A 25,277-nucleotide genomic window follows, 5' to 3' on the forward strand; every position below is an offset into this window, starting at 1 on the left:
TCGGGGCGAGTCGCCGTTCCACCGCGAATCAGGTTGTATTTCAACTAGTTCAAGGAAACACCTTGTGAAATATCGGCAGCAACCTCGCCCGGCTCGATTCGGGCAGGCATCGCAGTTCCGACCCGGGTCCATCCGGGGAACCTTTCCCTCATGGGTGCAGATCGCGCTCGCTCTCGGCGGCTTGTTCGTGCTGGCCGCCATTGTGGCCGTGCTATATGGTACGCCGAGCCCGCTGGTCGAAACGCCGCGCGCCGTCACGGTTGTCACCACGAATCCCGCTGCCGCGCAGGGCTTTCCCACACCACACCGCTGATCGCACTCGGCGTCATCACCGTATTCGGATAATTCCCGTCGATGGACGCACATGTCCAATGCATCGGCTATGTGGAAAAGATGGGTCTCCAACTGGTTGCCACGCACGCGATGGCGGGGTGGAAAAGGTATGACGACAGGCCCTTTCACGATTCCGGGCGACCGCCCGCGCGTGAGGACCTGTCGAAACCGCTCCGCAATTACGAAACACTCAACCCGCCAGTGTGATCCCTAACTTTCCGCACCCGCCGCACGCAGGAGTTTGCGGCCGAGTTCGCGGAGCATATCCGCCATCTCCGGTGGTTCCCTGACCTCGAATTCCAGGCCCAGGTGGGCGATTCGGAGGGCCGTCCATTCCAATGAGTCGGCGGTGGTGCGGAGTAGGCAGGTGTTGGCGTCGATCGGCTCGATTTCCTCGGGACGGACGCGGAAGCTTTCGATCAGTTCCGGGGCCGGGGCACGGACGACGAAGACGACTCGGCGTACAGGGCGCGATTTCGCGAGCGATTCGGTGACGAAGGCGGCGGCGTCCGCGGTGGGTAACTTCCTTGGCGTACTGCGGATCCCGATCGGTTGCGGGGATTCGATGCGGTCGACTCGGAAGGTGCGCCAGTCGGCGCGGTCGATATCCCAGGCGACGAGGTACCAGCGACGGCCCGCGGAGACCAGGTTGTGCGGTTCGGCCAGTCGGCGGGTTTCGGTATCGCTCTTATCGCGGTAGTGGAAGCGAACGCGTTCGCCGTCGCGACAGGCGGCGGCCAGCACGACCAGGGTTTCGGGGTCGACGAGCGGTCCGGCGGCGGTTCCGCCGAGCGACAGTGTCGCGAACCGCACCGCCTCGACGCGGCGACGCAGCCGGGCGGGCAGCACCTGCTGGAGTTTGACCAGCGCGCGTGCCGATGACTCGTCGATGCCCTCGACCGCGCCGAGTGCGGCATTGCGCAGTCCGAGCGTGATCGCGACCGCCTCGTCGTCGTCGAGCAGCAGCGGCGGCAGCGCGGTTCCCGCCGCCAGGCGGTAGCCGCCGATCGAACCGAGGCTCGCATGCACCGGATACTCCAGCTCGCGTAGCCGCTCGATATCGCGGCGCACCGTCCGCACGGTCACGCCGAGGCGCTCGGCCAGTTCCGGCCCGGTCCATTCGCGACGAGTCTGCAGTAAGGACAGCAGTTGCAGCAGGCGGGCGGCGGTTTCGGTCACAGCCCTCAGTATCCCTCGAAATGAGGACCGATCCTGACCTTATTTCGCTCTACCGTGGCGATCGTGAACGCAGACCGAGACACCATCCAGATCATCGGGGCCCGTGCCAACAACCTGCGCAACGTCTCCCTGGCCATCCCCAAGGGCAAGATCGTCGTCTTCACCGGCGTATCCGGATCGGGCAAATCGTCGGTGGTCTTCGGCACCGTCGCCGTCGAATCGCAGCGCCAGCTCAATGAGACCTTCACCTGGTTCATCCGCAACCGGCTGCCCAAATACGAGCGGCCCGAGGCCGATGTGATCGACAATCTCGCGCCCGCCGTGGTGGTCGACCAGAAGCCGATCGGCGGCAACTCCCGATCCACCGTCGGCACGATGACCGATATCCAGTCGGTCATCCGGGTGCTCTTCTCACGCTACAGCGAGCCGAGTGCCGGTGCGGCTACCTACTATTCGTTCAACGACCCTTTGGGCATGTGCCCGGAGTGCGGCGGGCTCGGACATGTCGTGCGGCCGAATCTGGACAAGCTGCTCGATACCGACAAGTCGCTCAATGCGGGCGCCATCACCTTCGCGCCGTTCGCCGTGGGCACTTTTCAGTGGCAGCTCTATGCGGAATCCGGACTCTTCGATCCGGACATGCCATTACGTGATTTCAGCGCCGAGCAGTGGCAGCTGTTCCTGCACGGCAACGGGTTCCGGGTGCCGCGACTCAATAGGACCGGTTCGATGGGCAGCAATGCCTACGAGGGGCTGCTGGAACGTTTCGACCGGCTCTATGTCAAACGCGACCTCGGCGCGTTGAGCGAGAAGAATCGCGCAGCGGCGACGGCGGTGGTCAGCGAGGAGATCTGTCCGGAATGCGGTGGCGCACGGCTGAACTCCGCCGCATTGGCGAGCCGGATCAACGGCCTCGGCATTGCCGAGTACGGCCGCCTCGAGGTGTCCGACCTGATCGAGGTGCTCGGCGCACTCGCACCGACGCCCGCCGCACCGATCGCCGCGGCCGCCATTGCCCGGTTGCGGCGGATCGAGGAAGTGGGCCTCGGCTATCTCTCGCTCGACCGCGAGACGTCCACGCTATCGGGCGGTGAAGCACAGCGACTCAAGGTCGTTCGGCATCTCGGGTCCAGTCTCACTGGAATGACCTACATCTTCGACGAACCCAGCGTAGGCATGCACCCGCGCGATGTCGGCCGGCTCAACCAGCTGCTGATCCAGTTGCGGGACAAAGGGAATACGGTTCTGGTGGTCGAGCACTCCCCCGATGTCATCGCCGTCGCGGACCATATCGTGGATATGGGGCCGGGCGCGGGCGGACACGGCGGTCAGGTCGTCTTCGAGGGCACGGTCGAAAAGTTGCGCACCTCGGGCACACTGACGGGTGAGCGACTGCGTCTCGTCCAGCCGATCAAGCGCGTCAACCGAACCCCGACCGGCTGGCTCACCGTCACCGACGCCGACTCCTACAACCTGAAAAACCTCACCGCGCGATTCCCGACCGGCGTGCTCACCGCGGTCACCGGGGTGGCGGGTTCGGGTAAGAGCACCTTGGTATCCGGCGCATTCGTCACCGCCTATCCGCAGTCGATCGCGATCGACCAGTCGGCCATTGCCGCCTCCCGGCGCTCCAGTCCGGCCACCTACATCGGCATCATGGACCCGATGCGGCAACTGTTCGCCAAGGAATACGGCGTCAAGCCCGGCTTGTTCAGCTTCAACTCCGCGGGCGCGTGCGGCGAATGCGGCGGCGCTGGCATTATTTTCACGGATCTGGCGTATATGGATCCGATCACCACCGTCTGCCAGAGCTGCCATGGCCGTCGCTACCGCCACGAGGTGCTCGGCTACACGATTCGCGGTGCATCCATCGCCGATATCCTGGATATGACGGCCGAGCAGGCGCTCGACTTCTGGAACGGCGACGCGGGCAGCAGGATTCGCCCGCCGCTGCGCGCACTGAACGAGGTCGGCCTCGGCTACCTGACGCTGGGACGCTCGTTGAGTTCACTGTCCGGCGGTGAGCGCCAGCGCATCAAACTCGCCGACCACCTGCACCGCAGGGGCGGCATCTACGTACTCGACGAGCCGACGACCGGTTTGCATATGGCCGATGTCGACACGCTGCTCGCGCTGCTGGACCGACTGGTCGACGCGGGCAATACGGTGATCGTCATCGAACACGATCTGGAGGTGGTCAAACGGGCCGACTGGGTCATCGATCTGGGACCCGACGGCGGTAAGCACGGCGGCGAAATCGTCTTCACCGGAACTCCCACGGCACTGCTCGACGAGCACCGCTCCATCACCGCCGACTACCTGCGGCGCAGCGTCCCGCATTGATCGTGGACCCGGTCGGCACGCCAGTGCGTCCAGGTTTGCCCGTGATGAGCCGCGATCGCCGCGGCACATCCTGCTGACCGGGACGTCCGGTACGCCGGAGCGTTGCGCGGCGGCAGGCTGAGATTGCGCTGCCCTGCGGCGTGCGAGAACGGGGCGGTATTCGCCGGGGCGATCGGACGGCCGGACTTCGGTCCGGCGAACCCGTGATCTGCCCTGGTCACCTGCTGGGTGGTGGCTGTCGACAATGTGAGGAGTGACATGACGATCGGAGTGGAGTCGGTGGAGCGACCGGAGGCGGTCTTCGGAGGGCTCGATTCCGATCGGCACGCATCCGTTGTCGAGCTCGATGGGACGTGTGGACTGTCGCGGGAGCGAATCGGCGGGAAGGCGTGGAGCGTCGATCACATGCGGGGGCTGGGACTGCCGGTGCCGCCAGCGTTCGTGCTGACCACCGAGGCCTGGGCGGAATTCGGAGCCAACGGCGGGGTGATCGGTGCGGAGATCTGGGCCGGGGTGCGGGAGGGCATCGCCGCGCTGGAACGCGGAACGGGACGGCGGTTCGGTTCCGCGCAGCGGCCCCTGCTGGTCTCGGTGCGTTCCGGGGCCGCGGTGAGCATGCCCGGAATGATGGATACCGTCCTGAATCTGGGGATGACCGACGCGGTCGAGCGGGCGCTGACCGATGAGACCGGAAATCCGGTGTATGCCAGCGATACTCGGCGCAGGTTCAGCACCCAGTACCGGGAAATCGTGCTCGGCGATGCGAATGGCATCGTGCCGGAGGATCCGTGGGAGCAGTTGCGCGGTGCCGTCACCGCGGTGTTCCGGTCGTGGGATTCCGCGCGTGCCAAGACCTATCGGCGCACCCAGGGCGTTTCCGACACGCTCGGCACTGCGGTCACAGTGCAGGCCATGGTGTTCGGCAATCTGGACGCGCACTCGGGGACCGGCGTGCTGTTCAGTCGGAACCCGAATACCGGTGAACGCCCGGTCTTCGGCGAATGGCTGGTCGGCGGCCAGGGCGAGGATGTCGTGTCCGGGCGCACCACCCCGCGTCCGCTGGACGACCTCGCGGCGGCGCTGCCCGAGGTGCACCGGGAATTGCTCGCCGCCGCCGCACTCCTCGAGCGCGACGGCCGCGATATTCAGGACATCGAATTCACGGTCGAGTCCGGCCGGTTGTGGTTGTTGCAGTCGCGGCCGGCGAAACGTTCCGCGCGCGCGGCGGTTCGGGCTGCCGTCGGAATGGTCGACGAGGGCCTCATCGACGCGAACGAGGCATTGCGCCGGGTCAGCGCCGACCAACTGCGGACGGTCCTGCGCCCCGCATCCGGCGACGACACCGGCCTGACCCCACTCGCCCACGGCGAATCCGCCTGCCCCGGCCTCGCCACCGGTGTCGTGGTCACCGATCCGGACGAAGCCGAAACACGTTCCGCCGCAGGCGAGTACGTGATCTTGGCACGCCCGACCACCAGCCCGGACGATCTGCACGGCATGATCGCGGCGCAGGCCATCGTCACCGAACTCGGCGGCGCCACTTCGCATGCCGCACTGGTGAGCCGGGAACTCGGCCGCCCATGTGTCGTCGGTTGCGGCCCAGGGGTTGTCGAGGCGCTGGTCGGTCGCCTCGTCACTGTCGACGGCGGTGCGGGCACGGTCTGGCCGGGACAGGTGGTCGGAAAGGCGGTGGAGGGCGCGGTGCTCGAGGACGTCGATCGCCTCGCACAGTGGGCACGGGTCGATTCCGCCGACCTGCCCGAGCACCTGGCCGATCGCGATCGAATCGAATCCCCGGCAACAGCAGAGCATTCCGATGCAGAAGTGGTACGATCGGCGACCGCGTTGGATACCAACGCCCACAATGTTATCCAGGCGAAGCCCGAGGTGTCCGAGCTCGCAATCCTCCGCTTGATCGGCATCAAGGGTCGCGTGCAACCGAACGCTGTCGCGACGAGCCTCGATATCGCTGAGGCCGAAGCCGACTCCCGCAGTAGCGATTTCGTAATGCGGGGGCTATGTGCCGGCACACCGGTCGGCGTGCGCCTGACCCCGCACGGCCGCGAACAACTGACTCAACTCTTGGAACACGAGCGCGCCGATGTCGACCGAAGCGTCATCGCCGCGGCCTACGATGAATTCTGCGAGTTCAATGCCGAGCTGAAGGAAGTCATCACGGCGTGGCAGATGAAGGACCCGAGCACGGTGAACGATCACTCCGACAACGCCTATGACACAGCGATTCTGGCGCGTCTCACCACACTGCACCACCGCGTCGCACCGCTGGTCGAACGCATCGGCACCATCGCGCCCCGCCTCACGCCCTACACCGATCGGCTGAACCGCGCCGTCGAGCGCATGAACGGTGGCGACCACAGCTGGGTGGCCCGGCCGATCATGGACAGTTATCACACGGTGTGGTTCGAATTGCACGAAGACCTCATCGGTCTGTGCGGCCTGAGCCGCGCCGATGAAGCCGCCGCGGGCCGGGCCCACTAGCGCCATGTTCACCGATAATGCCCAGCAGCGATGGGTGGACTTCGCCGAAATCGACAATGTCCGTGACCTCGGCGGTCTTCCGATAATCGGCGGCGGCACAACCCGATTCGGCGTCGTCTACCGCGCGAGCACACCCCAGCATCTCACCGAGGACGACCTCGGCAGACTCATCGGCCCGGTCGGCCTGCGCACCCTGATCGACCTACGCAACCCGGACGAAGTGCTGCGCGAGGGCTACGGCAGGCTGAGCGGCAATGCGGCCGTGCGCATGGTCAATCTCCCGGTGCGCAAGTCGAGCGCCGTCGCCGCGACGCCCGCCGAACTCGTTCCGGACGGCAGACAATACGATCTCTTCGCCCTATACCGCGAACTGCTCTCCGGCAGTGGCGAATCCATCGTTACGGCGGCACGCATCATCGCCGATTCCGAGCGCCATTCGGTCGTCTTCCATTGCGCCGCAGGAAAAGATCGCACCGGCGTGCTGGCGGCCATGGTGCTGGACGCGGTGGGTGTGCCCGCCGAGGTGATCGCCGCCGATTACGCGCTCACCGGCGAACGGCTGGAACGCATTCGACAACGCCTCGACGCACTGCCCTCGTATCACGGACTGCCACCGGTGCGCACCGGCATACTCGCGGTCGATCCCGATGTGATCATGCGGTTCCTCGACGAATTGCACACCACCCAGGGTGGCGCGGGCGAATGGCTGTGCGCACATGGCCTTTCCGGTGCCGAACTGGCCCAGCTCCGCAAGGTGCTGGTGGACGCCGACTAGTCCCGGCAGTGGAAACCGTTCACCCGGAATTGCCGCCGCAGCTCCAGTAGGGTCACCGGCGTGCACGACGATGTCGACTTCGAAAAGTTCACCACCCCCGCCGAGAAGAAGAAGTTCGCCAGACAGAACAGCCTGATGTACGGCGGGCTGATCGCGGTCGGCGTCGTCATCCTCCAGGGCTTCCTCACGGCCGCACCACTAGGCGCCTCCGGCCGAATCTCCATGATCGCCTTCGCCATTTCGCTACCGCTGCTCGCGGTGCTGCTCTTGCTCGACGATTGGCAGTCGGGCGAACAGACGCCGAACCCGAGCATGACCGACGAGGCGGCCAGGGTTATCGCCCTGCTCAGCTCCCTGGTCGGCGTGATCGCGGCGTTCTGGCACATCGACTGGAGCGCGGGCGTCGCGGTGATCGCGGCCGGAGTGGTCGCGCTCGGCGTCTACGGCACCCATTTCAGCAGTACGAGCTTCAGCCAGGCGGTGGCGCGGCGCAAACAGCAGCGCGAGGATCAGCGGGCCGCAGCGGCCCACGCACCCGCACCGACATGGACGCGACCGACGGCGCCCCAGCCCACAGCGTCTCAGGCGACCACGCCCCACGCCACGACTCCCGAACCGACCGCCGACCAACCGAACTCGCCGGAGTCGACAACTCCCGAACCAACCGCCGACGAGCCGACCACGCCCGAATCGACAACTCCCGAGCAACCTACGGCGGATCAACCGAACCCGTCCGAGTCGACAACTCCCCAACCAACCGCCGACGAGCCGACCACGCCCGAATCCACGACTTCCCAATCGACGGCGGATCAGCCGAAGACCGCGGAGTCGACAGCTCCAGAGCCAACGGGTGACCAGCCGACAGCACCCGAGCCCACCACTTCCGAGCCGACAACGGACCAGACGACCGCGCCCGAGCCGACGGCCGACCAGACGACCGCGCCTCAGCCCACAACTCCCCAGCCAACCGCTGACCAGCCCACCACGCCCGAATCCTCGACTCCCCAGGCATCAGCGGACCAACCAGAGCCGCCGCAGTCAACAGCTCCAGAACCAACGGGTGACCAGCCGACAGCACCCGAGCCCACCACTTCCGAGCCGACAACGGACCAGTCGACCGCGCCCGAGCCGACGGCCGACCAGACGACCGCGCCTCAGTCCACGACGCCCGAGCCAACTGCCGACGTGTCGACAAAGGCACAGTCCAGTACTCCCGAGGCGAGCACCGACCAGCCGACAGCGATCGTCGAGCAGCCGACGGCAGCATCATCCGACTCCCCCGAAAAAACACCGAAGCAGCCATCCACCCCCTGATACCCACCACATCTCAATGTGTCGGACCCCGCCTCGGCGGGGCCTACCCCCGGCATCATGAGCGTATGGCAACGCGCGAGGTGGTGCGGGCGGGCGCGTTCGCGAGGGTGTACGACCCCAGTGCCGGTGAGTCGCAGTCGTGGTACATCAACGACCACACCGTGGTTCGCGACGCATCCGGTCGCTGGCACCTATTCGGCATCACCCATTGGGAACCGGCCGACCCGTTCCACGAAATCGAATTCGCGCATGCCACCGCATACCGGCTGCACGGACCATGGACCAAGCAGGCGTCCGCCCTGACCGTGGATCGCGACTACGGCGAGACACATCTGTGGGCACCACATGTCATCGGCGTCGACGGTCGGTACTACATGTTCTACGCGGGCGGCGGCGTCGATCGGACCGCCGCCGCGATGAATCTGGCCACCTCGCGCGACCTGTACCACTGGACTCGCAGCCGGTCCGGGCCACTGTTCCGCGACGGCTACGACGCCAGGGATCCGATGGTCTTACGCATCGGCGAGCAGTGGGTCATGTACTACTGCGCCACCAGCGCCCCGCACGGCGGTCACCATGTGGTCGCCTATCGCACCAGCGGAGACCTGGTGCATTGGGGCGATCGGCATATCGCCTATACGGACCCGACCAGCGGCACCGAGGCGGGCAATACCGAATCGCCGTTCGTCGCACAGCACGGCGGCTGGTGGTATCTGTTCATCGGTCCGCGCCCGCATTACCTCGGAACCGATGTTTTCCGCAGCGACGACCCCTACCAGTTCCGCATCGGCGATAAGGCGGGCCATATCGCCGCCCACGCCGCCGAACTCGTCCGAGACGATGACCGCTGGTGGATCACCAGTGCGGGCTGGGCGCAGGGCGGTGTGCATCTGGCACCGCTGACCTTTCCGAATCCCCCCTCCGTCAGCGCGTCCGTCCCGCGGTGACCGCCCGGACCATATCCGCCACCAGCGCCCTGGTCTGCTCGAAGGTCGCCCCGGAGACCGCGGGCGCGCCGACCACCGAACGCATCACCCCCAGACCCAGCAGCACCGCACCGATCATTTCGGCGCGCAGGGCGGCATCGGGACCGTCCAGGCGCGCGGTCATCTCCCACAGGTAGCCCTCGCAGAGCTGGGCGCGCAATTGGTCGCGCACGGCGGCATGGCCCGAAGACCGCAACATCGCCAGCAGCGGATGCTCACCGCCGAAAGCGGGCCAATCCTCGAAGACAACATCGCGCAGCAGCGCATCGACGATGGACACCACCGGCCGATGCGGATCGGCGGCAACCCCTTTCGGGATATCGAGGTACATCGCCTCGGCGTAGAGCTGCTCTTTGGAGCCGAAGTAGCGGAACACCAGCGCCGGATCCACCCCGACATCACCCGCGATATCGCGGACGCCGGTTCGGTCGAATCCGATGGTGGCGAACCGGATTCGGGCGGCGTCCAGCAATGCCGATCGGGTGGCGGCACGGTCGCGCCGACGGCATGGGCAAGGGTCTCGGCCTGCACTTCCTCGGCCGCGGCGACCGGGTGTTCGCGGTGGCCAGCGGTGCGGCCAAAGGCGCCCGATTCCTGACCGAGGCCGCCGGACTCGGCGCCGCCGACCGGGCCGTGTTCGTACCGGCCGATCTCAGCACGCTCGCCGGGATGCGCAAGGTCCTCGCGGAGGTCGAGGCCGTCACCGACACCGTCGACGGGCTGGTATTCGGCGCGCAGAACTTCCGGTCGGTACGCCAGGAGACCGACGATGGCTTCGAATACACCTTCGCACTGTTGTATCTGAGCCGATATGTCCTCGGGCACGGACTCTTCGACGCACTCGAACGCGCCACCGCGCCGGTCATCATGAATATCGCGGGCCCCGGCGGACTTCCCGGCACCATCGAATGGGATGACCTGCAACTGCGCGACGGCTATCGCGGCATGCGCGCGGCCATGCAGTCCTCGCGCTGCATCGACCTGCTCGGCGTGGCATTTCCGCAACGCCATCCCGGGGCACGCACCCGATATGTGCTCTACAACCCACTGATGGTGCGCACCGCCATGGCCGATCCGCTGCCGATGGCGCACCGTCTGCTCACCAAGGCATGGCTGCTGGTCGCCGGACAACCGGTCCGCACGGCCATCGTCCCCATCGCGGAGCTGATCGACCAGCCGCCGACCGAGCCGCTCGCGGCCTTCCGGCGCCGCACGCGGCTGCCCCTTGTCGGCACGGACTTCGACCCGGCCCGAGCCCGGCGCCTGGACGCGATCACCGCCGAGCTGGTAGCCAGCCGAACGGTCACCGGTGGATAACGACCGCTGACCCGCTGACCCGAAGCCGACCACCCGCCACCCCCTCCGGATGGATAATCCTGGAGGGGGCCTGCGCGTTGGGAGGCGGTCGGGATGGCGCGGATCGGGGTTGTGAGCATTTCCGATGGGCGTGACTACGTGCACGCCGGCATCGCGGAATTCATCGAATCGACGGAGGATCGGCTGGTCGCCGGATTGCGGGCGGCCGGACACGAGGTGGTCCGCGGCGCGGCGCCGATCAGTACGAACGCCTTGGCCGGATCGGTGGCTCGTGAAGTGGCCGCCGCCGGTGTGGATCTCACCGTGCTGCACTACGCGGTCTGGGCATTCCCGCACTTCACCATGCTGGCCGCGGGGGCCACGCCGGGGCCGCTGCTGCTGCTGTCCAATATCGATCCGGTGCAGCCCGGCATGGTCGGCATGCTGGCGGCGGGCGGTGCGCTCGATCAGATCGGCCGCGCGCATAACCGGTTGTGGGGCGATCCGGCCGATACCGAGCTGATCGCGGCGATCGGCGTCCAGGCCACCGCGGCGGCGGCCGTATCGAGTCTGCGCGGCAGTACTTTCGGACGCTTCGGCGGTCGGCCGATGGGGATGAATACGGCCGTGGCCAATACCGATCAGTGGCAGCGGGTATTCGGCATCGATGTCGAGGAGATCGACCAGTGGGAGATCGTGCGCCGCGCCGAATCGGCCGATGCCGGGGAGGCGAAGGGTGCGCGAGAGTGGTTGGAGCGCAATACCGCTGGGGTGCACTACGATGGCGTGAAACTCACCCCGGAATTGCTGGAACGGCAGATCCGGTCATATCTCGCGGTGCGCGAACTGATCGCCGAATGGCGCCTGGACTTCTCCGGTATCAAGGGTCAGCCCGAACTCACCCAATACTTCGCGACCATGGATATCACCGAGGCGTTCCTCAATGATCCCTACGATTGGAACGGCCCCAAACAACCCCATGTGTGCGCGACCGAAGCGGATATGGACGGCGCGCTCACCATGCAGCTGCTGCACCGAATCGCGCACACCCCGGTGCTCTTCGCCGATGTCCGGCACTATCACGCAGACCGCGATATCTGGGATCTGTGCAACTCCGGCCAACATGCCACCTGGTTCGCCGCCCGCAGCGAGGATCCGCACGAGAACCTGGCCCATGTGCATCTGTATCCGGAGGTGTTCTTCTTCCCGGCGGGCGGTGCCTCCGTGCACCATCTGGCCGCATCCGGCCGGATGACCCTGGCCCGCCTCACCCGCAAGGACGGCAACTATCGAATGCAGTTGATGCTGGGTGATTTCGAAACCTACGACCAGGCGACCAACGAAGCGCTGATGAAGCAGTCCACCTGGGAATGGCCACACGCCTTCGCCCGCTTGGACGCACACGCCGGAGATTTCCTGTCCCGCTTCGGCGCCAACCATATTCACGCCGTCCCCGGCGATCAGCGGGCTCCGGTCCGGGCCGCCTGCGATCTCCTCGATATCACCGTCGACGAATTCACCCGATAACGTGCTTCGCGAACAGGAGGGCCGGATATGTTCCTCGGAGTTGATATCGGAACCTCCGCTTCCAAGGGCGTGCTGGTCCGGCCGGACGGCACAGTCATCGCCAGATCCGAACGTATGCACGACGTTTCGACACCACGACCCGGTTGGGTCGAACACGATGCCGAAGCCATTTGGTGGGCGGAATTCTGCGCGATCATCCGCGAACTCCTCGACGCGGCCGACGGAGCCAAGCTCGACGCACTCGGCGTATCCGGAATCGGCCCGTGCCTGTTGCCCGCCGACGCCGACGGAACTCCCCTGCGCCCGGCTATCCTGTACGGCGTCGACACCAGGGCGACCGCCGAGATCGCCGAACTGAACCAGCAGTTCGGCGCAGCCGCGGTGCTCGAACGCAGTGGTTCCCCTTTGACCAGCCAGGCCGTCGGCCCCAAATTGCGCTGGCTGGCCCGCCATGAGCCGCAGGTCGCGGCCCGCACCCACATGCTGTTGATGGCGAGTTCATTTCTGGTGCATCGCCTTACCGGTCGCTATGTGCTCGACCATCAATCGGCCAGCCAGTGCGTGCCAATGTATGACCTGCGCCGACGAGATTGGGCATGGGACTGGGCCGCCGCCGTCGCACCGGGCCTGAGATTGCCCGAATTGGCCTGGCCCACAGACGTTGTCGGACGGGTGAGCGCGGCCGCCGCGGCGGCGACCGGACTACCCGCCGGACTTCCGGTCACCACCGGAACCATCGACGCCTGGGCCGAGGCCGCCAGCGTCGGCGTCCGCGCACCCGGCGACGCGATGATCATGTACGGCACCACCATGTTCCTCGTGCAGGTGCTCACCCATCCGCGGCCGCATCCCGGACTGTGGCTCACCTGCGGGGTCTGGCCCGGCACCTACACATCGGCGGCGGGCATGGCGACCTCGGGCGCGGTCACGGATTGGCTGCGCAGACTCGTCGGCGGCGACTTCGCCGAACTGGTGGCCGAGGCCGCCGAGGTCCCCGCGGGTAGTCGCGGCCTGCTCGCGCTGCCCTACTTCGCGGGCGAGCGCACACCGCTGTTCGATCCGGACGCCAGAGGCATCATCGCCGGTCTCACCCTCGGACACGGACGTGCGGAGCTGTATCGGGCAGTGCTGGAGGGCATCGCCTACGGCGTGCGGCACAACCTCGAGGCGATGACCGCGGCGGGCGGGCAGGCGCAACGGCTGGTCGCGGTCGGCGGCGGCACCAAGGGTGGACTCTGGACCCAGATCGTCACCGATGTGACGGGCCTGCCGCAGCAGCTCCCGGCCGATACCGTCGGGGCCTGCCTCGGCGATGCCCTGCTCGCGGCGGCGGCCGTCGGCGTCGATACCGCGGGCTGGAATCCCGTCATCGGCGTGGTGGAGCCCGATCCGGAGCGCGGAGCAATTTACGCTGCGTACTATCAGCGCTACCGCGAGATGTATGAATCCACCAGGCATATCGCACATTTCCTTGCGGCGGAACAACACCGATCCGCACCTCCCCCATAGGCCCGTGCCTGTGCGAGGATGCAAGGTTGCCGATAGGACAGTGATCGCGAGGGATCTCGATGCCGACCATGACCGTGACCCGGAACAACTTCGACGCGACCGTCGCGAACAGTCATATCGTGCTGATCGACTGGGGTGCGCAATGGTGTGAGCCATCGCGCCGCTTCGCCGAGGTCTTCGAGGCATCCTCGGACCTGCACCCCGAAATCGTCTACGGCATGGTCGATATCGACGCCGAACAGCAACTGACCCGCATGGCCAAGATCGAGGCGTATCCGACCCTCATGGCCTTCCGCGAGGGCCTGCTGGTGTATTCGGAGGCCGGAGCGATGGCCGCCGAATCGATGGAGGAACTGGTGCAGCAGATCCTCTGGCTGGATATGGACCAGTTCCGGCGCGAGCTGGCCGAGCTCTCGGCCAGCGTGTCGGTCGGTGAACCCGAACAGCCGCAGACCGCCTTCACCTACCAGAAGCGCGCGGGCCACGCCGCGGTGACCGACCGATACGGCTGGCCGGGGCTGTGAGCACACCGGGATCGGAACTCTGGCATCTCGATGCCGCACGCACCCGCTCGATCAGTGCGGAGAATCCGACCGGCGCCCCCGGTGCGGGCGCCCGCGCGACCGATGGCACCGGCGCGCACGCGGCGCGGCTGCTCGGCCCCGGCTGGAAGGTCTCACCGTCCATTCACCTCGCCGCGGGCGAAACCGCAACGCTGGCAGATATTTCCGGCCCCGGCGTACTCCGGCACTGCTGGCTCACCACCGACCGCACCGCGCTCGGGCTGATCACCCTGCGCATGTACTGGGACAACCGGCCGGAGCCCGCGATCGAGCTGCCGCTCGGCGATTTCTTCTGCAATGGCTGGGAGGAATTGGCGCTGGTGCGGTCGGAGATGGTGGTCGTCGCCCCGGCCGGCGGCCTGAACAGCTACTGGCCCATGCCTTTTCGCGCGCACGCCCGGATCACCCTGCGCAACGGCAGTGACCGTGCGGTTCCGGTCTACTACCAATTCACCTACACCGAGCAGGACGTACCCCACGACGCCGGATATCTGCACGCGCTGCGCCGCACCAGCACACCGCTGGGCGCGCCCGCCGTGCACACCATCCTCGACACGGTGCCCGGACCCGGCCGGTACGTCGGCACCTATCTGGCCATCCGGCCGGGCGCACCGGGCTGGTGGGGTGAGGGCGAGCTGAAGTTCTACCTCGACGGCGACACCACCCATCCGACACTGTGCGGCACCGGCACCGAGGACTACTTCGGCGGTGCCTGGAACTTCGACCTCGACGGCGCGTATCGCACCTATTCCACGCCCTATCTCGGACTGCACCAGGTGCTGCCGTCCGATGAGATCTATCGGCCACAGCAGCGATTCGGCATGTACCGCTGGCATATTCGTGATCCCATCTGCTACCAGCGGGAGTTGCGCGTGACGATGCAGGCGCTCGGCTGGCATGACGACGGCACCTACCTCCCGCTGGAAAACGCGGATATCGCGACCACGGCGCTGTGGTATCAGGGCCCAGCGGATATCGGCGGCTAGTGCGGATTCAGGTCCTCGTCATCGGGCAGTTCCATGGCGAGTAGCTCATCGGCACGAGACAGGGCATCGTCCAACGCCGACTCGATGCCGTCCATCACCGACAGCCCGTCCAGCAGGCCGGACAGCTCGCGTCGGGTGGCTTCCAATTCCGCGACCGCCGGGTCGACGCGATACCACCCGACACCGTCACGCCACCAGGGCTTCTGATCGATCCACGCCCACATCACGTCACGCACCAGCCGGGCGTCCGGGGTGTACAACTGGAAGCACTCATCCGCTCCGTCCGCCCGGTGCTCCAGTTCGTAGACGTCGTCGGGCAACAGGCGAGCCTGGATGTAGGCGTGCTCGCCGCGGCTGACCACGATCGCGGGGCAATCGGGGTCCGGTGGTTCGTGCAGCATATCGTCCAGCAGTGGATCCGTCAGGGCGGGCAATGTGGTTCCGTCGCCCGTGCGGACGTGCACGTCGGCGTGCCGGTCCGGGTCGTCGTTCACCGCGACAGTCTGCCGCATCCGGAAATCCGCGGTGCGGCGGGGCGAAATGCGACGCGATACCAGTGTCCGGGTGCAAGGTAGTGCTATGCGCGCGGTCGTGATCGATACGCCAGGGAATTTCTCGGTGCGGACGGTGCCGGATCCGACACCGGCTCCCGGCCAGGTCGTGGTGGGGGTGGACGCGGTCGGGATCTGCGGTACCGATGTGCACATTGTCGGCGGCGAGTTCCCGCCGACGCCCTATCCGATCGTGCCGGGTCACGAGTTCGCCGGTTCGGTGGTGGCGCTGGGTTCCGGCGCCGACCTTCGGATCGGCGATACCGTCGCGGTCGATCCGTCCTTGTTCTGCGGCGCGTGCCATTACTGCGCGATCGGGCGCGGCAATCTGTGCGAGCGGTGGGGTGCGATCGGCGATACCGTCGACGGCGCGATGGCCGAGTACGTCGCGGTGCCCGCCGCCAACTGCCATCGGCTGCCCGAGACCGTATCGACCACGCACGGCGCGCTCGTCGAGCCGTTGTCGTGTGCTGTGCACGCGTTCGACGTGCTGCCGCGCGCCCTCGGCTCGCACTACCTGCTGTACGGAGCGGGCACCATGGGATTGCTGATGCTGCAGCTCGCGCGGGTCGCCGGGGCCGCGTCGGTTTCGGTCGTCGATATCAATACCGCGCGACTCGAGGTGGCGCACGAACTCGGCGCGGATGCCACCGCGACCACCGCCGACGAATTCGACCGTCCGCAGGGCTGGGAGGTGGTCATCGACTGCACCGGCGCGATCGCCGCCATCGAGGACGGACTCGGCCGGGTGCGCCGGGGCGGGGTGTTCCAGCAGTTCGGGGTCGCGCCGGGTGCGGCGACCGCATCGATTTCGCCGTTTCGGATCTACAACGACGAGATCACCATCGTGGGTTCGATGGCGGTGTTGCACAGTTTCGGGCGCGCGGTCGAACTCATGGGCAAGGGTGTGATCGATGCCGACACCATGATCACCCATGGCTTCGGATTACCTGAATTCGCCGATGCGCTACAGACTTTCCGCGACGGCACCGGTCGCAAGATCCAGATTCGACCGGGTCGGGATTCCCGCGGGGTGCCCGCCTGATGGCCACCGTCGTCGGAGTCGACAGCTCCACCCAATCGTGCAAGGTCATCCGCTGTGATGCCGATACCGGCGAGATCTTGGCGCAGGCATACGCCCCGCACCCGGACGGCACCGAGGTTTCCGCGGAATCCTGGTGGCAGGCACTGTGTGCGGCGGGCGACGGATTGCTCGATCGGGCCGATGCGGTGGCGGTGGCCGGTCAGCAACAGGGGCTCGTGGCACTCGACGCCGACGGTCGGCCCGTGCGGGATGCATTGCTGTGGAACGATATTCGCTCCGCGGCCGCAGCCGAGGAGTTGATCGCCGAACTCGGCGGCCCGCAGGTGTGGGCCGATGCCGTCGGCAGTGTGCCGCTGGCCGCGTTCATTGTCGCCAAACTGCGTTGGCTGGCCGATCACGAACCCGCACACGCCGACCGGACACACCGGGTACTGCTGCCGCACGACTATCTGACCTGGCGGCTGCGGGGTGGGCCGTCCGATCGCACGGTCGAACCGACCACCGACCGCGGCGAGGCGTCGGGCACCGGCTACTGGTCGCCCGCGACCGGGACCTATCGCAAAGACCTGGTGGCTCTGGCCTTCCGTGGGAGAACCCCGGAACTCCCTCGCGTCGCCGGACCGGCCGAAGCGGTCGGCCGCACCCCCGCTGGCGCGCTGGTCGCGGCGGGCACCGGCGACAATGCCGGAGCCGCACTCGGTTTGGGTATCGAGGACGGTGACGTCGTGATGTCACTGGGCACCAGCGGCACGGTCTACACCCGGGCCGCCGCGCCCAGCGCCGACGCCGCCGGAGCGATCGCCGGATTCGCCGACGCGACCGGCGCGTTCCTGCCGCTGGTCTGCACGCTCAATGCCGCCCGGGTACTGGACTCCACCGCCGCCCTGCTCGGCGTCGGCGTGGCCGAGTTGGAAACCCTTGCCCGCCAGGCACCCCCAGGTGCGGAAGGGGTCGTACTCCTGCCCTACCTGTCCGGGGAACGCACCCCGAATCTGCCGCACGCCACCGGCAGTCTGCACGGTCTGCGACCGGAAACCCTGCACCCCAGTCATATTGCCCGCGCGGCGGTCGAGGGCATGCTCTGCAATATGGCCGACGCGCTCGACCGCCTGCGCACCATCGGAATACCGATCCACCGCGTCGTGCTCATCGGCGGCGCGGCCCGCTCCCGTCTGGTCGCCGAACTCGCCGCCCAGATCATCGGGGTCACGGTTATCGTGCCCGAGCCGAACGAGTACGTCGCGCTCGGTGCCGCCCGGCAGGCGGCCTGGGCCCTCGGCGGCACGGCGCGGCCACCGCAATGGACCGCACGCACCGCCGCCGAGGTTCGCGCACCCGACGACGGCGGGGCGATCGGTCGGCGGATTCGAGCCGAGTACGAGCGCGCACAACGGGCCGTCTACCCGCGCTGAGAAACGCCGCCTAGCAGCGACGATGCAATGCCGCGCGAAACGCCGGTGGACGTTTTCGCGATGTTGTAGTACAAGCAATACCGCCTACCGTCGAGTGAGGATCGGCGGCACCGCACCCTGGGGGATCATCATGGAATCCGCGCACCCACCGCGCCGTCGGCTCATCGTCTACGTCGCCGGTCTTTCCGAACCGCCGCACGCGGCCAAGGACCTGTTCAACAAGCTGCGGCACGAGCCGGGATACGGGCCCGACGAGGCCATCTACTGGCAGTTCCCGCAGCCGGTCACCCGGCTCAGCCGGGGCAGTCTGACCGCACACTGCCGTGATCTCGCCGATCGCATCGACGCGTACTGGACCGGACCGCGCCAGACCGCGGAGATCGTCCTCATCGGACACAGCATCGGCGGCGTCATGCTCCGCTACGCCTTCCTGCAGGCACTGCGCGGTCTCGACGGTCCGCAGTTGGCCTGGGCCGATGCGGTCACTCGCATCGTGCTGCTGGCCGCGCCGAACCGCGGCGTAGATCTCAACCGCGCGCCGTGGCCGTGCCGGGTGGCGGCGAAGCTGCTGGTCCCGCTGCTGCGGACGTTCACCGTGCTCGACCTGCTCTGCGGCACCCCGTTCATCACCAACCTGCGCATCCAATGGCTGCGCGAAATAGCCGATCTCGGCAAGAAGGCCCCGACCGTCGTGCAGGTGCTCGCCAGGAACGATTGGGCGGTGGACCGTGAGGACAGCCGCGATCTGGAATCGCTGCCCACCGGCGCGCAAAGGCTGATGCCCAACTCGACGCACGGCGATATCGCGTGCACCGGACGCAAGGTCCGCGAGGACTACACCGGACAGCGCTACGACATTCTGCGCTGGGCCATTACCGAGGATGTCGCCGCCACCGATCCGAGCCCACTGCCCGAGCGTGAGGCGACCATCAAGTCGGTTGTGTTCGCACTGCACGGAATTCGGTCCGGCAATGGCGCCTGGCCGACCCAACTCGAGACCGAACTGCACGAATTCGAGAAGGACGTGCTCGTGGTGACGCCCTCGTACGGGCGGCTGTCGGCCTACGACTTCGCGCTGCCGTTCACCCGACGACGCAATCTGCGCTGGTTCGCCGACCAGTACAGCTACCATCTGGCCCGGCATCCCGGCGTTCCGTTCCACTTCGTCGGCCACAGCAACGGCACCTACCTGTTCGGCCAATCGCTGAAGCAGATTCCGGCGCTGGAATTCCACAATGTCTTCCTGGCGGGCAGTGTGCTGCCCCGCGAATTCGACTGGATGAAATGCGCCGACAACGGGCAGATCCGCACCCTGGTCAATGTGTGCGCGAGCGCCGATAAACCGGTCGCCTGGCTGTGCAGCGCCCTGCGTGGGCTCGGTATGCGCGATGTCGGTGTCGGCGGATTCACCGGATTCGACTCCGTTCCGCCCGGCACGCTGCAGGTCCGCTACATCAAGGGCGGGCACGGTGCGGCCCTGGTGAACAGGCGGCTGCCCGGTGTGGTCGGTTTCGTCCACGACGGCGAACCGCCCTGCGAACCCGAGCACACCCAGCCCACCGAATTCTTCGAGCTGATGTCCCGGTCCGCACCCATTGCGACCTGGCTGGCTGGTGGAGCGCTGATCGGCCTGGGCTGCCTCGCCGTCGCCACGCTCGGCCCGCTGGTCGGACTCGGCGTTATAGGCGGACTGCTCGCCGCCACCTATACCGGACTCAAGGTCGCCTGATATTTCTTTCGCGAGAGCCCCGCGCCCCGTGCAACCATGAAGGAGATACCGGTAGTACCGGATACCGAGTGGACGTGAGGTGCTGAGATGACTCGGTGCGATGTGGTGATTCGCGGCGGATCGGTATTCGACGGCCTCGGATCCGCGCCGCGCGTCGCCGATGTCGGGATCACCGACGGCAAGGTCACGGTGATCAGCACCTCGGCGCTGCCCGACGGGGTACGCACGATTGCCGCGGCGGGCAAGTGGGTGATGCCCGGCATGCTGGATGTGCACACCCACTACGACGCCGAAGTGCTCGGCAATCCGGGTTTGGGCGAATCGGTACGGCACGGAGTCACCTCCGTGGTGCTGGGCAATTGCTCGCTCTCGACGGTGTACTCCGAGGCCGAGGACTGCGCCGATATGTTCGCCCGGGTAGAGGCATTGCCTTGGGACGCAGTACATTCCGCGGTCAAGGAGCACAAGGACTGGGACGGTCCGGGCGCCTACGCCCGCGCACTCGCCGCACGCCCGCTCGGGGCGAATGTGGCCGCGCTGCTGGGACATTCGGATATGCGGATCGCGGTGATGGGGCTGGCTCGGGCCGTGGACGCTACGGCGCTGCCGACCGAGGTGGAACTGAATCGTCTGCGCGAGATGCTGTCCGAGGCACTCGACGCCGGATTCCTCGGGCTGTCCACCATCCGCAGTTCGTTCTCCAAATTGGAGGGCGTGCGCTTCCCGACCAGACAGCTGCCATCGACCTATGCCACCTGGCACGAATATCGAGCACTGAACGACATTCTGCGGCAACGTGATCGGATCCATCAGAGCACGCCGAACCTGACAGCCCGTGTCGAGATAGCGCGCTATCTCGCCGAGAGTGCGGGCCGACCGTTCCGCAAGCCGCTCAAGACCACGCTGATCGCGGGGATGGATGTCAAGGCCGATCGCACTACCGCGCGCGCCGCGACCACCGTCGCCTGGATCGCGAATACCGTTGGCGGAGCGCAGTTCCGGTGGCAGCATCTACCGGTGCCGTTCGAGGTGTATGCCGATGGTGTCGATCTCGTGGTGTTCGAGGAATTCGGCTCCGGGGTCGCGGCACTCAATATCCGCGATGTGATGAAGCGCGGGGAACTGCTCGCCGACGAGTCCTACCGCCGACAGTTCCGCAAGGATCTCAGCAAGAAATACGGCCCCCGGGTATGGCATCGCGACCTCTACGACGCCCAGATCGTCTCCTGTCCGGATCCCGAGGTCATCGGTAAATCCTTCGGCGAGGTGGCCGACGAGCGCGGCATCCATCCGGCCGACGCCCTGCTCGACCTCACCGTCGAGTACGGCGCGCGATTGCGTTGGCGCACGGTCATCGCCAACGACCGCGACGAGGTGATGGACCGACTGCAACTGTCCCCCGTCATGCAGGTCGGCTTCGCCGATTCCGGCGCCCACCTGCGCAATATGGCCTTCTATAACTTCGGCCTGCGCATGCTCGAGCGCGTACATCAGCGCGGATTCATGCCGGTCGAAACCGCCGTGCACCGCCTGACCGGCGAACTCGCCGACTGGTACGGTCTCGACACCGGCCGCCTCACCGAAGGCGCCCGCGCCGATATCGCGATCATCGACCCCACCGGTTTCGACGGCTCCAGCAGCAGCTACGCCGAAGCCGACGTCCCCGGTATCCCGGACATGAACCGCATGGTCAACCGCAATGACCGCGCCGTCGCCGCCACCATCGTCAACGGCCACCTCCTCTACGAATACGGCGAATTCGCCCCGGGTTTCGGCACCACCATCCACGCAGGCACCTTCCTCACCGCCCACCGACACTGACGGGGCCATCGACGGCAGGAAGTGCGGTTCGCGGGTCGGGCGGCTGCCGCACCGCGGGATTACTCGGCGGCGGCAGTTGCGGTTTCATGGACCGAGCGCCACAGGTAGCCGTCGTCGGCGGTGATCAGGATCGCGGTGACCAGGCGGCGGGTTCGTAGCTCGCCGAGGGTGTTGTCGGCGACGACCGATGAATTTCCGGGCGCAGGTTCGTCTCATGTCGTGGAAGGACGCTATGGACGGGCGGAGGAGGCTCGATGACGGATACCGAGGTGCGTGCGGCGATCGAGGCCGAGCGGGGTGAGTTGGCGGATCTGCTCGGTGGGCTGGACGCCGAGCAGTGGGATGAGCCGACCCTGTGCGCGGGGTGGCGGGTGCGGGAGGTCGTCGCACACATCACCATGCCGTTTCGGCTGTCCACACCGCGGTTCGCACTCGAAATGCTCAAGGCGCGTGGGAATTTCAACAAAATGGCGGATAAGACAGCGCGGGCGGACGCGGCAGTGCTGACGGCCGAGGGCCTGGTTGCCGCGGTGCGGGACAATGTGACTCACCCCTGGAAGCCGCCGGGCGGCGGTTTCGCGGGCGCGCTGAGCCATGACGTCATTCACGGCTTGGATATCACCGTGGCATTGGGACTGGACCGGGTGGTCCCGGCCGATCGGATGCGGCTGGTGCTCGGGGCACTCTCACCGAGGAGCGTCAACTTCTTCGGCGTCGATCTGGATGGGATCGAATTGCGGGCCGACGATCTCGACTTCACCTACGGCTCCGGGTCGGTGCTCGCGGGCTCGGCGCAGGACCTGCTGCTGGTGTTGTGCGGCCGGACACTGCCCGCGGGACGTGTGCGCGGCGAAGCGGCTGCGCGATTTACCGACTCCGAGTAGGCCGCGACGTGCCGGTGTCACCGTCGAGGCGACACCGGCACGTGCTGGATCACCTTGTCCAGCAACGGCATCCGCGGCGTCAGTGCTTGGTGAGCAGCTTCGCTCGCAGCGCGTCGAGCGTCGCGGCGTCGACCCCGAGACCGTCACCGAGGAACCGGTCGAACGACCCGTACGACGCCTGGACCTGATCGAAGGCCGCGTCCAGGAAGTCGCGCTGCACACCGAGAATGGGTTCCCACAGTGCGCGATCGGTCACCAGGCCCTGGGCGACGAGCCCGTCGAGCAGCACCTTGTTCCCGGCCGCCAGATTGTCATTGGAATCCAGGAAGTCGTTGTAGATCTGCCCCTTCGGCACCTCCAGCGCACTCATCAGGATCGCGGTCATCCAGCCGGTGCGGTCCTTGCCCGCCGTGCAGTGGTACAGCACCGCACCCTGCGCCGACGCAATATCCTTGAACGCCTGCGCGAATTGGGCGCGCGCGGACGGATTCGAGACGAACCAGCCGTAGTAGTCGCGCATGATCTGGGCGGCCTTGCCGCCGCCGAGCGCCTCCTGCTGCGCGGCCGGTCCGGCCTGGATCAGTCGCGCCACCATGAGGTAGAAGTCATTGGCGGGATCGTAGACCGGCTGCTCGGTGCGGCGGATGGAGGCCGGGAGCTTATCCGGATCACGACCGGTTTCGGTCGGGCTGCGGAAGTCGATGACCTGAGTGATATTGAACGACACCAGCTTCTGCTGTTCGCTCGCATCGAGCTTGGCCAGCGCGTCGGAGCGGTAGACCACACCGGTCGCGAGCTTGCTGTCGCCCTTGGCCGGATAGCCGCCGATATCGCGGGCATTCGGCGCATGCGCCAGACCCATCGGCCGATCGGCCTGGCCCGGCGAGAGCAGTACCGGCGCGGCCGGACCCGATAGCGCCGGACCCGCCGATGCCGGACCGGCCAGCGCCGGGAGAACGCCGACGAGCACTGCGGCCGCGGCCGCGACAGCGCCGCGGAAAGCGCGCGAATTCTTCACGAGGGGTGTTCCTAATCAGTTCGGGGAGTGAGCCATCCGGCAAACTCCTTGGTGGTAGCCGACTGGCAGGTGAGCACTCTGTGTTCCTGGACTTCGAGTCCTGAAGAAAGACCGTGCCTCTGCCAGTAGGTCGGGAGAGTTGATCGCTGCTGGGATGTCGTGCCCGTCCGTGGTGATGTGAGCACTGCTTGATTAGGTCGCTGATGGTTCTCTCGCTGGCTGCTCGACGGTGATCGGCATCGAGAACGGGAGAGCCATTGAGACTGTTCGTAGGAGACGATTGGGCCGAGGACCATCACGATGTGGAGGTGATGGACAGCTCCGGCCGCCGCTTGGCCAAAGCGCGTGTGCCCGAGGGCGTGACCGGAATGGGCAGGTTGCATGCGATCGTCGGTGACCTGGTCGGCGACGACGTCGACGAGATCGAGGTCGTGGTCGGGATCGAAACCGACCGAGGCCCTTGGGTCGCCGCGCTGGTCGCCGCCGGATACACGGTGCTGGCGGTGAATCCGTTGCAGGCGGCCCGGTTTCGTGACCGGCTGGGGGTCTCCGGCGCCAAGAGCGACGCCGGCGACGCGCACGTGCTGGCGGACATGGTCCGCACCCACGCTCACCAATTGCGGCCGGTTGCTGGGGATTCCGCGCGTGCCGAGGCGATCAAGGTCGTGGCCCGCACCCACAAGACGATGATCTGGGAACGCACTCGCCATACCCAGCGATTGCGGCACGCCCTGCGCGACTACTTCCCCGCCGCGCTGGCCGCGTTCGAGGACCTCGACGCCGCCGACACCCTGGAACTGCTCACCAAGGCACCCACACCCGCCCAGGCGGCCCGGCTGACCATCGCGCAGATCAGCGCCGCGTTGAAACGCGCTCGCCGCAAGAACATCGCGGACAAAGCCGCGGTCATCCAGGCCGCGCTGCGCTCGGCCCAACTCGGCCAGCCCGACGTCGTGGCCGATGCCTACGCCGCGTCGGTGCAGGCGCTGCTGGCGGTCCTGACCGTCCTCAACACTCAGATCAAGACGCTGCAAGGGCAGGTCGAGGCCCATTTTGGCAAGCACCCGGCCGCTGAGATCATCATGTCCCAGCCAGGTTTGGGACCGATCCTCGGTGCCCGGGTGCTCGCAGAATTCGGTGACGACCCCACCCGCTACCTCAGCGCCAAAGCCCGCAAGAACTACGCGGGCACCTCCCCGATCACCCGCGCCTCCGGCAAGAAGAAGGTCGCTTTGGCCCGGTTCGTGCACAACGACCGGCTCATCGACGCCCTCACCACACAAGCGTTCTCCGCACTGTTGTGGTCCCCGGGCGCCCGCGCCTACTACGACCACCAGCGAGCCCGCGGCGTCGGCCACAACCCCGCCCTGCGCCAGCTCGCCAACCGACTCGTCGGCATCCTCCACGGATGCCTCAAAACCGGAACCCTCTACGACGAGGGCACCGCCTGGCCTCGACTGGGCGAGAAGGCTACTGCTTGACATTCAAGCCTCCTGGGATGTCTTTC

At 66.9% G+C, this 25,277-nt stretch carries 22 protein-coding genes; 17 read left to right on the forward strand and 5 right to left on the reverse strand.

Annotation, left to right across the window (positions count from 1 at the left end):
• Window positions 1-64 precede the first annotated feature (64 nt).
• Window positions 65-313 (forward strand): hypothetical protein, encoded by a 249-nt coding sequence (locus ACQP2D_RS26575; protein WP_433678636.1) that lies wholly within the window; start codon window positions 65-67, stop codon window positions 311-313.
• A gap of 230 nt (window positions 314-543) precedes the next feature.
• Here ACQP2D_RS26575 and ACQP2D_RS26580 read toward each other — a convergent pair whose 3' ends face one another.
• Entirely contained in the window at window positions 544-1,512 is a 969-nt protein-coding gene (locus ACQP2D_RS26580; RefSeq protein ID WP_433678637.1) for a helix-turn-helix transcriptional regulator, read from the reverse strand.
• Window positions 1,513-1,575: 63 nt separating this feature from the next.
• Here ACQP2D_RS26580 and ACQP2D_RS26585 point away from each other — a divergent pair, with 63 nt between their 5' ends.
• The gene (locus ACQP2D_RS26585) at window positions 1,576-3,855 is read left to right on the forward strand and encodes an ATP-binding cassette domain-containing protein (protein WP_433678638.1); all 2,280 of its coding nucleotides are present in this window, start codon (window positions 1,576-1,578) and stop codon (window positions 3,853-3,855) included.
• Here the strand turns inward: ACQP2D_RS26585 and ACQP2D_RS26590 are convergent.
• On the reverse strand, window positions 3,828-4,115 hold the full coding sequence (locus ACQP2D_RS26590; protein WP_433678639.1) for a hypothetical protein: 288 nt from the start codon (window positions 4,113-4,115) through the stop codon (window positions 3,828-3,830). The genes ACQP2D_RS26585 and ACQP2D_RS26590 overlap by 28 nt on opposite strands.
• Here ACQP2D_RS26590 and ACQP2D_RS26595 point away from each other — a divergent pair.
• The 4 genes from ACQP2D_RS26595 (at window position 4,114) to ACQP2D_RS26610 (ending at window position 9,390) form a co-directional block, all read left to right on the forward strand.
• The gene (locus ACQP2D_RS26595; RefSeq protein WP_433678640.1) at window positions 4,114-6,354 is read left to right on the forward strand and encodes a pyruvate, phosphate dikinase; all 2,241 of its coding nucleotides are present in this window, start codon (window positions 4,114-4,116) and stop codon (window positions 6,352-6,354) included. The genes ACQP2D_RS26590 and ACQP2D_RS26595 overlap by 2 nt on opposite strands.
• Before the next feature lie 4 nt (window positions 6,355-6,358).
• Entirely contained in the window at window positions 6,359-7,129 is a 771-nt protein-coding gene (locus ACQP2D_RS26600; protein WP_433678641.1) for a tyrosine-protein phosphatase, read from the forward strand.
• A gap of 60 nt (window positions 7,130-7,189) precedes the next feature.
• A complete protein-coding gene (locus ACQP2D_RS26605; RefSeq protein ID WP_433678642.1) occupies window positions 7,190-8,443 on the forward strand; it encodes a hypothetical protein in 1,254 nt (417 codons plus the stop codon).
• 65 nt (window positions 8,444-8,508) lie between these two features.
• Entirely contained in the window at window positions 8,509-9,390 is an 882-nt protein-coding gene (locus ACQP2D_RS26610; RefSeq protein ID WP_433678643.1) for a glycosyl hydrolase family 32, read from the forward strand.
• On the opposite strand, the gene ACQP2D_RS26615 is transcribed toward ACQP2D_RS26610, so the two are convergent.
• Window positions 9,368-9,901, reverse strand: coding sequence for a TetR family transcriptional regulator (locus ACQP2D_RS26615; protein WP_433678644.1), 534 nt, complete (start codon window positions 9,899-9,901; stop codon window positions 9,368-9,370). The genes ACQP2D_RS26610 and ACQP2D_RS26615 overlap by 23 nt on opposite strands.
• Here ACQP2D_RS26615 and ACQP2D_RS26620 point away from each other — a divergent pair.
• The 5 genes from ACQP2D_RS26620 to ACQP2D_RS26640 all read left to right on the forward strand — a co-directional run bounded on the left by ACQP2D_RS26620 (window position 9,901) and on the right by ACQP2D_RS26640 (window position 15,310).
• Window positions 9,901-10,746: an SDR family NAD(P)-dependent oxidoreductase gene (locus ACQP2D_RS26620; RefSeq protein WP_433678645.1), complete on the forward strand. Its 846-nt coding sequence runs from the start codon at window positions 9,901-9,903 to the stop codon at window positions 10,744-10,746. The genes ACQP2D_RS26615 and ACQP2D_RS26620 overlap by 1 nt on opposite strands.
• 93 nt (window positions 10,747-10,839) lie before the next feature.
• The gene (locus tag ACQP2D_RS26625) at window positions 10,840-12,252 is read left to right on the forward strand and encodes an L-fucose/L-arabinose isomerase family protein (protein WP_433678646.1); all 1,413 of its coding nucleotides are present in this window, start codon (window positions 10,840-10,842) and stop codon (window positions 12,250-12,252) included.
• 27 nt (window positions 12,253-12,279) lie between these two features.
• Window positions 12,280-13,761 (forward strand): FGGY-family carbohydrate kinase, encoded by a 1,482-nt coding sequence (locus tag ACQP2D_RS26630; RefSeq protein ID WP_433678647.1) that lies wholly within the window; start codon window positions 12,280-12,282, stop codon window positions 13,759-13,761.
• Between the two features lie 68 nt (window positions 13,762-13,829).
• Window positions 13,830-14,285: a thioredoxin family protein gene (locus ACQP2D_RS26635; RefSeq protein ID WP_433678648.1), complete on the forward strand. Its 456-nt coding sequence runs from the start codon at window positions 13,830-13,832 to the stop codon at window positions 14,283-14,285.
• Window positions 14,282-15,310, forward strand: a complete 1,029-nt coding sequence (locus tag ACQP2D_RS26640; RefSeq protein WP_433678649.1) for a glycoside hydrolase family 172 protein — start codon at window positions 14,282-14,284, stop codon at window positions 15,308-15,310. The genes ACQP2D_RS26635 and ACQP2D_RS26640 overlap by 4 nt, the downstream gene beginning before the upstream one ends.
• On the opposite strand, the gene ACQP2D_RS26645 is transcribed toward ACQP2D_RS26640, so the two are convergent.
• Complete coding sequence (locus ACQP2D_RS26645; RefSeq protein WP_433678650.1) at window positions 15,307-15,822, reverse strand: hypothetical protein; 516 nt, start codon at window positions 15,820-15,822, stop codon at window positions 15,307-15,309. The two genes, ACQP2D_RS26640 and ACQP2D_RS26645, sit on opposite strands and share 4 nt — an antisense overlap.
• Window positions 15,823-15,889: 67 nt before the next feature.
• On the opposite strand from ACQP2D_RS26645, the gene ACQP2D_RS26650 reads away from it, so the two are divergent.
• The 5 genes from ACQP2D_RS26650 (at window position 15,890) to ACQP2D_RS26670 (ending at window position 22,752) form a co-directional block, all read left to right on the forward strand.
• On the forward strand, window positions 15,890-16,906 hold the full coding sequence (locus ACQP2D_RS26650) for a zinc-dependent alcohol dehydrogenase family protein (RefSeq protein ID WP_433678651.1): 1,017 nt from the start codon (window positions 15,890-15,892) through the stop codon (window positions 16,904-16,906).
• On the forward strand, window positions 16,906-18,318 hold the full coding sequence (gene xylB / locus ACQP2D_RS26655; protein WP_433678652.1) for a xylulokinase: 1,413 nt from the start codon (window positions 16,906-16,908) through the stop codon (window positions 18,316-18,318). The genes ACQP2D_RS26650 and xylB overlap by 1 nt, the downstream gene beginning before the upstream one ends.
• A gap of 94 nt (window positions 18,319-18,412) precedes the next feature.
• Entirely contained in the window at window positions 18,413-20,047 is a 1,635-nt protein-coding gene (locus ACQP2D_RS26660; RefSeq protein ID WP_433678653.1) for an esterase/lipase family protein, read from the forward strand.
• Between the two features lie 87 nt (window positions 20,048-20,134).
• Window positions 20,135-21,868 carry an N-acyl-D-amino-acid deacylase family protein gene (locus tag ACQP2D_RS26665; RefSeq protein WP_433678654.1) on the forward strand — a complete coding sequence of 578 codons (1,734 nt, stop codon included), beginning with the start codon at window positions 20,135-20,137 and terminating at the stop codon, window positions 21,866-21,868.
• 254 nt (window positions 21,869-22,122) lie between these two features.
• Window positions 22,123-22,752: a maleylpyruvate isomerase family mycothiol-dependent enzyme gene (locus ACQP2D_RS26670; RefSeq protein ID WP_433678655.1), complete on the forward strand. Its 630-nt coding sequence runs from the start codon at window positions 22,123-22,125 to the stop codon at window positions 22,750-22,752.
• Between the two features lie 79 nt (window positions 22,753-22,831).
• Here ACQP2D_RS26670 and ACQP2D_RS26675 read toward each other — a convergent pair whose 3' ends face one another.
• Window positions 22,832-23,770: a tyrosine-protein phosphatase gene (locus ACQP2D_RS26675; protein WP_433678656.1), complete on the reverse strand. Its 939-nt coding sequence runs from the start codon at window positions 23,768-23,770 to the stop codon at window positions 22,832-22,834.
• A 257-nt stretch (window positions 23,771-24,027) separates the two neighbouring features.
• Between ACQP2D_RS26675 and ACQP2D_RS26680 the strand changes: the two genes are divergently transcribed.
• Complete coding sequence (locus tag ACQP2D_RS26680; protein ID WP_433678657.1) at window positions 24,028-25,251, forward strand: IS110 family transposase; 1,224 nt, start codon at window positions 24,028-24,030, stop codon at window positions 25,249-25,251.
• Window positions 25,252-25,277 lie beyond the last annotated feature (26 nt).

This window comes from Nocardia sp. CA-119907, assembly GCF_050955995.1.
In the GTDB taxonomy this organism is placed as follows: domain Bacteria; phylum Actinomycetota; class Actinomycetes; order Mycobacteriales; family Mycobacteriaceae; genus Nocardia.

Coding starts and splice junctions, on each gene's coding strand:
- ACQP2D_RS26595 (WP_433678640.1), top strand. CDS start 4,114: ATGACGATCGGAGTGGAGTCGGTGGAGCGACCGGAGGCGGTCTTCGGA.
- ACQP2D_RS26590 (WP_433678639.1), bottom strand. CDS start 4,115: ATGTCACTCCTCACATTGTCGACAGCCACCACCCAGCAGGTGACCAGG.
- ACQP2D_RS26600 (WP_433678641.1), top strand. CDS start 6,359: ATGTTCACCGATAATGCCCAGCAGCGATGGGTGGACTTCGCCGAAATC.
- ACQP2D_RS26610 (WP_433678643.1), top strand. CDS start 8,509: ATGGCAACGCGCGAGGTGGTGCGGGCGGGCGCGTTCGCGAGGGTGTAC.
- ACQP2D_RS26620 (WP_433678645.1), top strand. CDS start 9,901: ATGCCGATCGGGTGGCGGCACGGTCGCGCCGACGGCATGGGCAAGGGT.
- ACQP2D_RS26625 (WP_433678646.1), top strand. CDS start 10,840: ATGGCGCGGATCGGGGTTGTGAGCATTTCCGATGGGCGTGACTACGTG.
- ACQP2D_RS26630 (WP_433678647.1), top strand. CDS start 12,280: ATGTTCCTCGGAGTTGATATCGGAACCTCCGCTTCCAAGGGCGTGCTG.
- ACQP2D_RS26635 (WP_433678648.1), top strand. CDS start 13,830: ATGACCGTGACCCGGAACAACTTCGACGCGACCGTCGCGAACAGTCAT.
- ACQP2D_RS26645 (WP_433678650.1), bottom strand. CDS start 15,822: ATGCGGCAGACTGTCGCGGTGAACGACGACCCGGACCGGCACGCCGAC.
- ACQP2D_RS26650 (WP_433678651.1), top strand. CDS start 15,890: ATGCGCGCGGTCGTGATCGATACGCCAGGGAATTTCTCGGTGCGGACG.
- xylB (WP_433678652.1), top strand. CDS start 16,906: ATGGCCACCGTCGTCGGAGTCGACAGCTCCACCCAATCGTGCAAGGTC.
- ACQP2D_RS26665 (WP_433678654.1), top strand. CDS start 20,135: ATGACTCGGTGCGATGTGGTGATTCGCGGCGGATCGGTATTCGACGGC.
- ACQP2D_RS26670 (WP_433678655.1), top strand. CDS start 22,123: ATGACGGATACCGAGGTGCGTGCGGCGATCGAGGCCGAGCGGGGTGAG.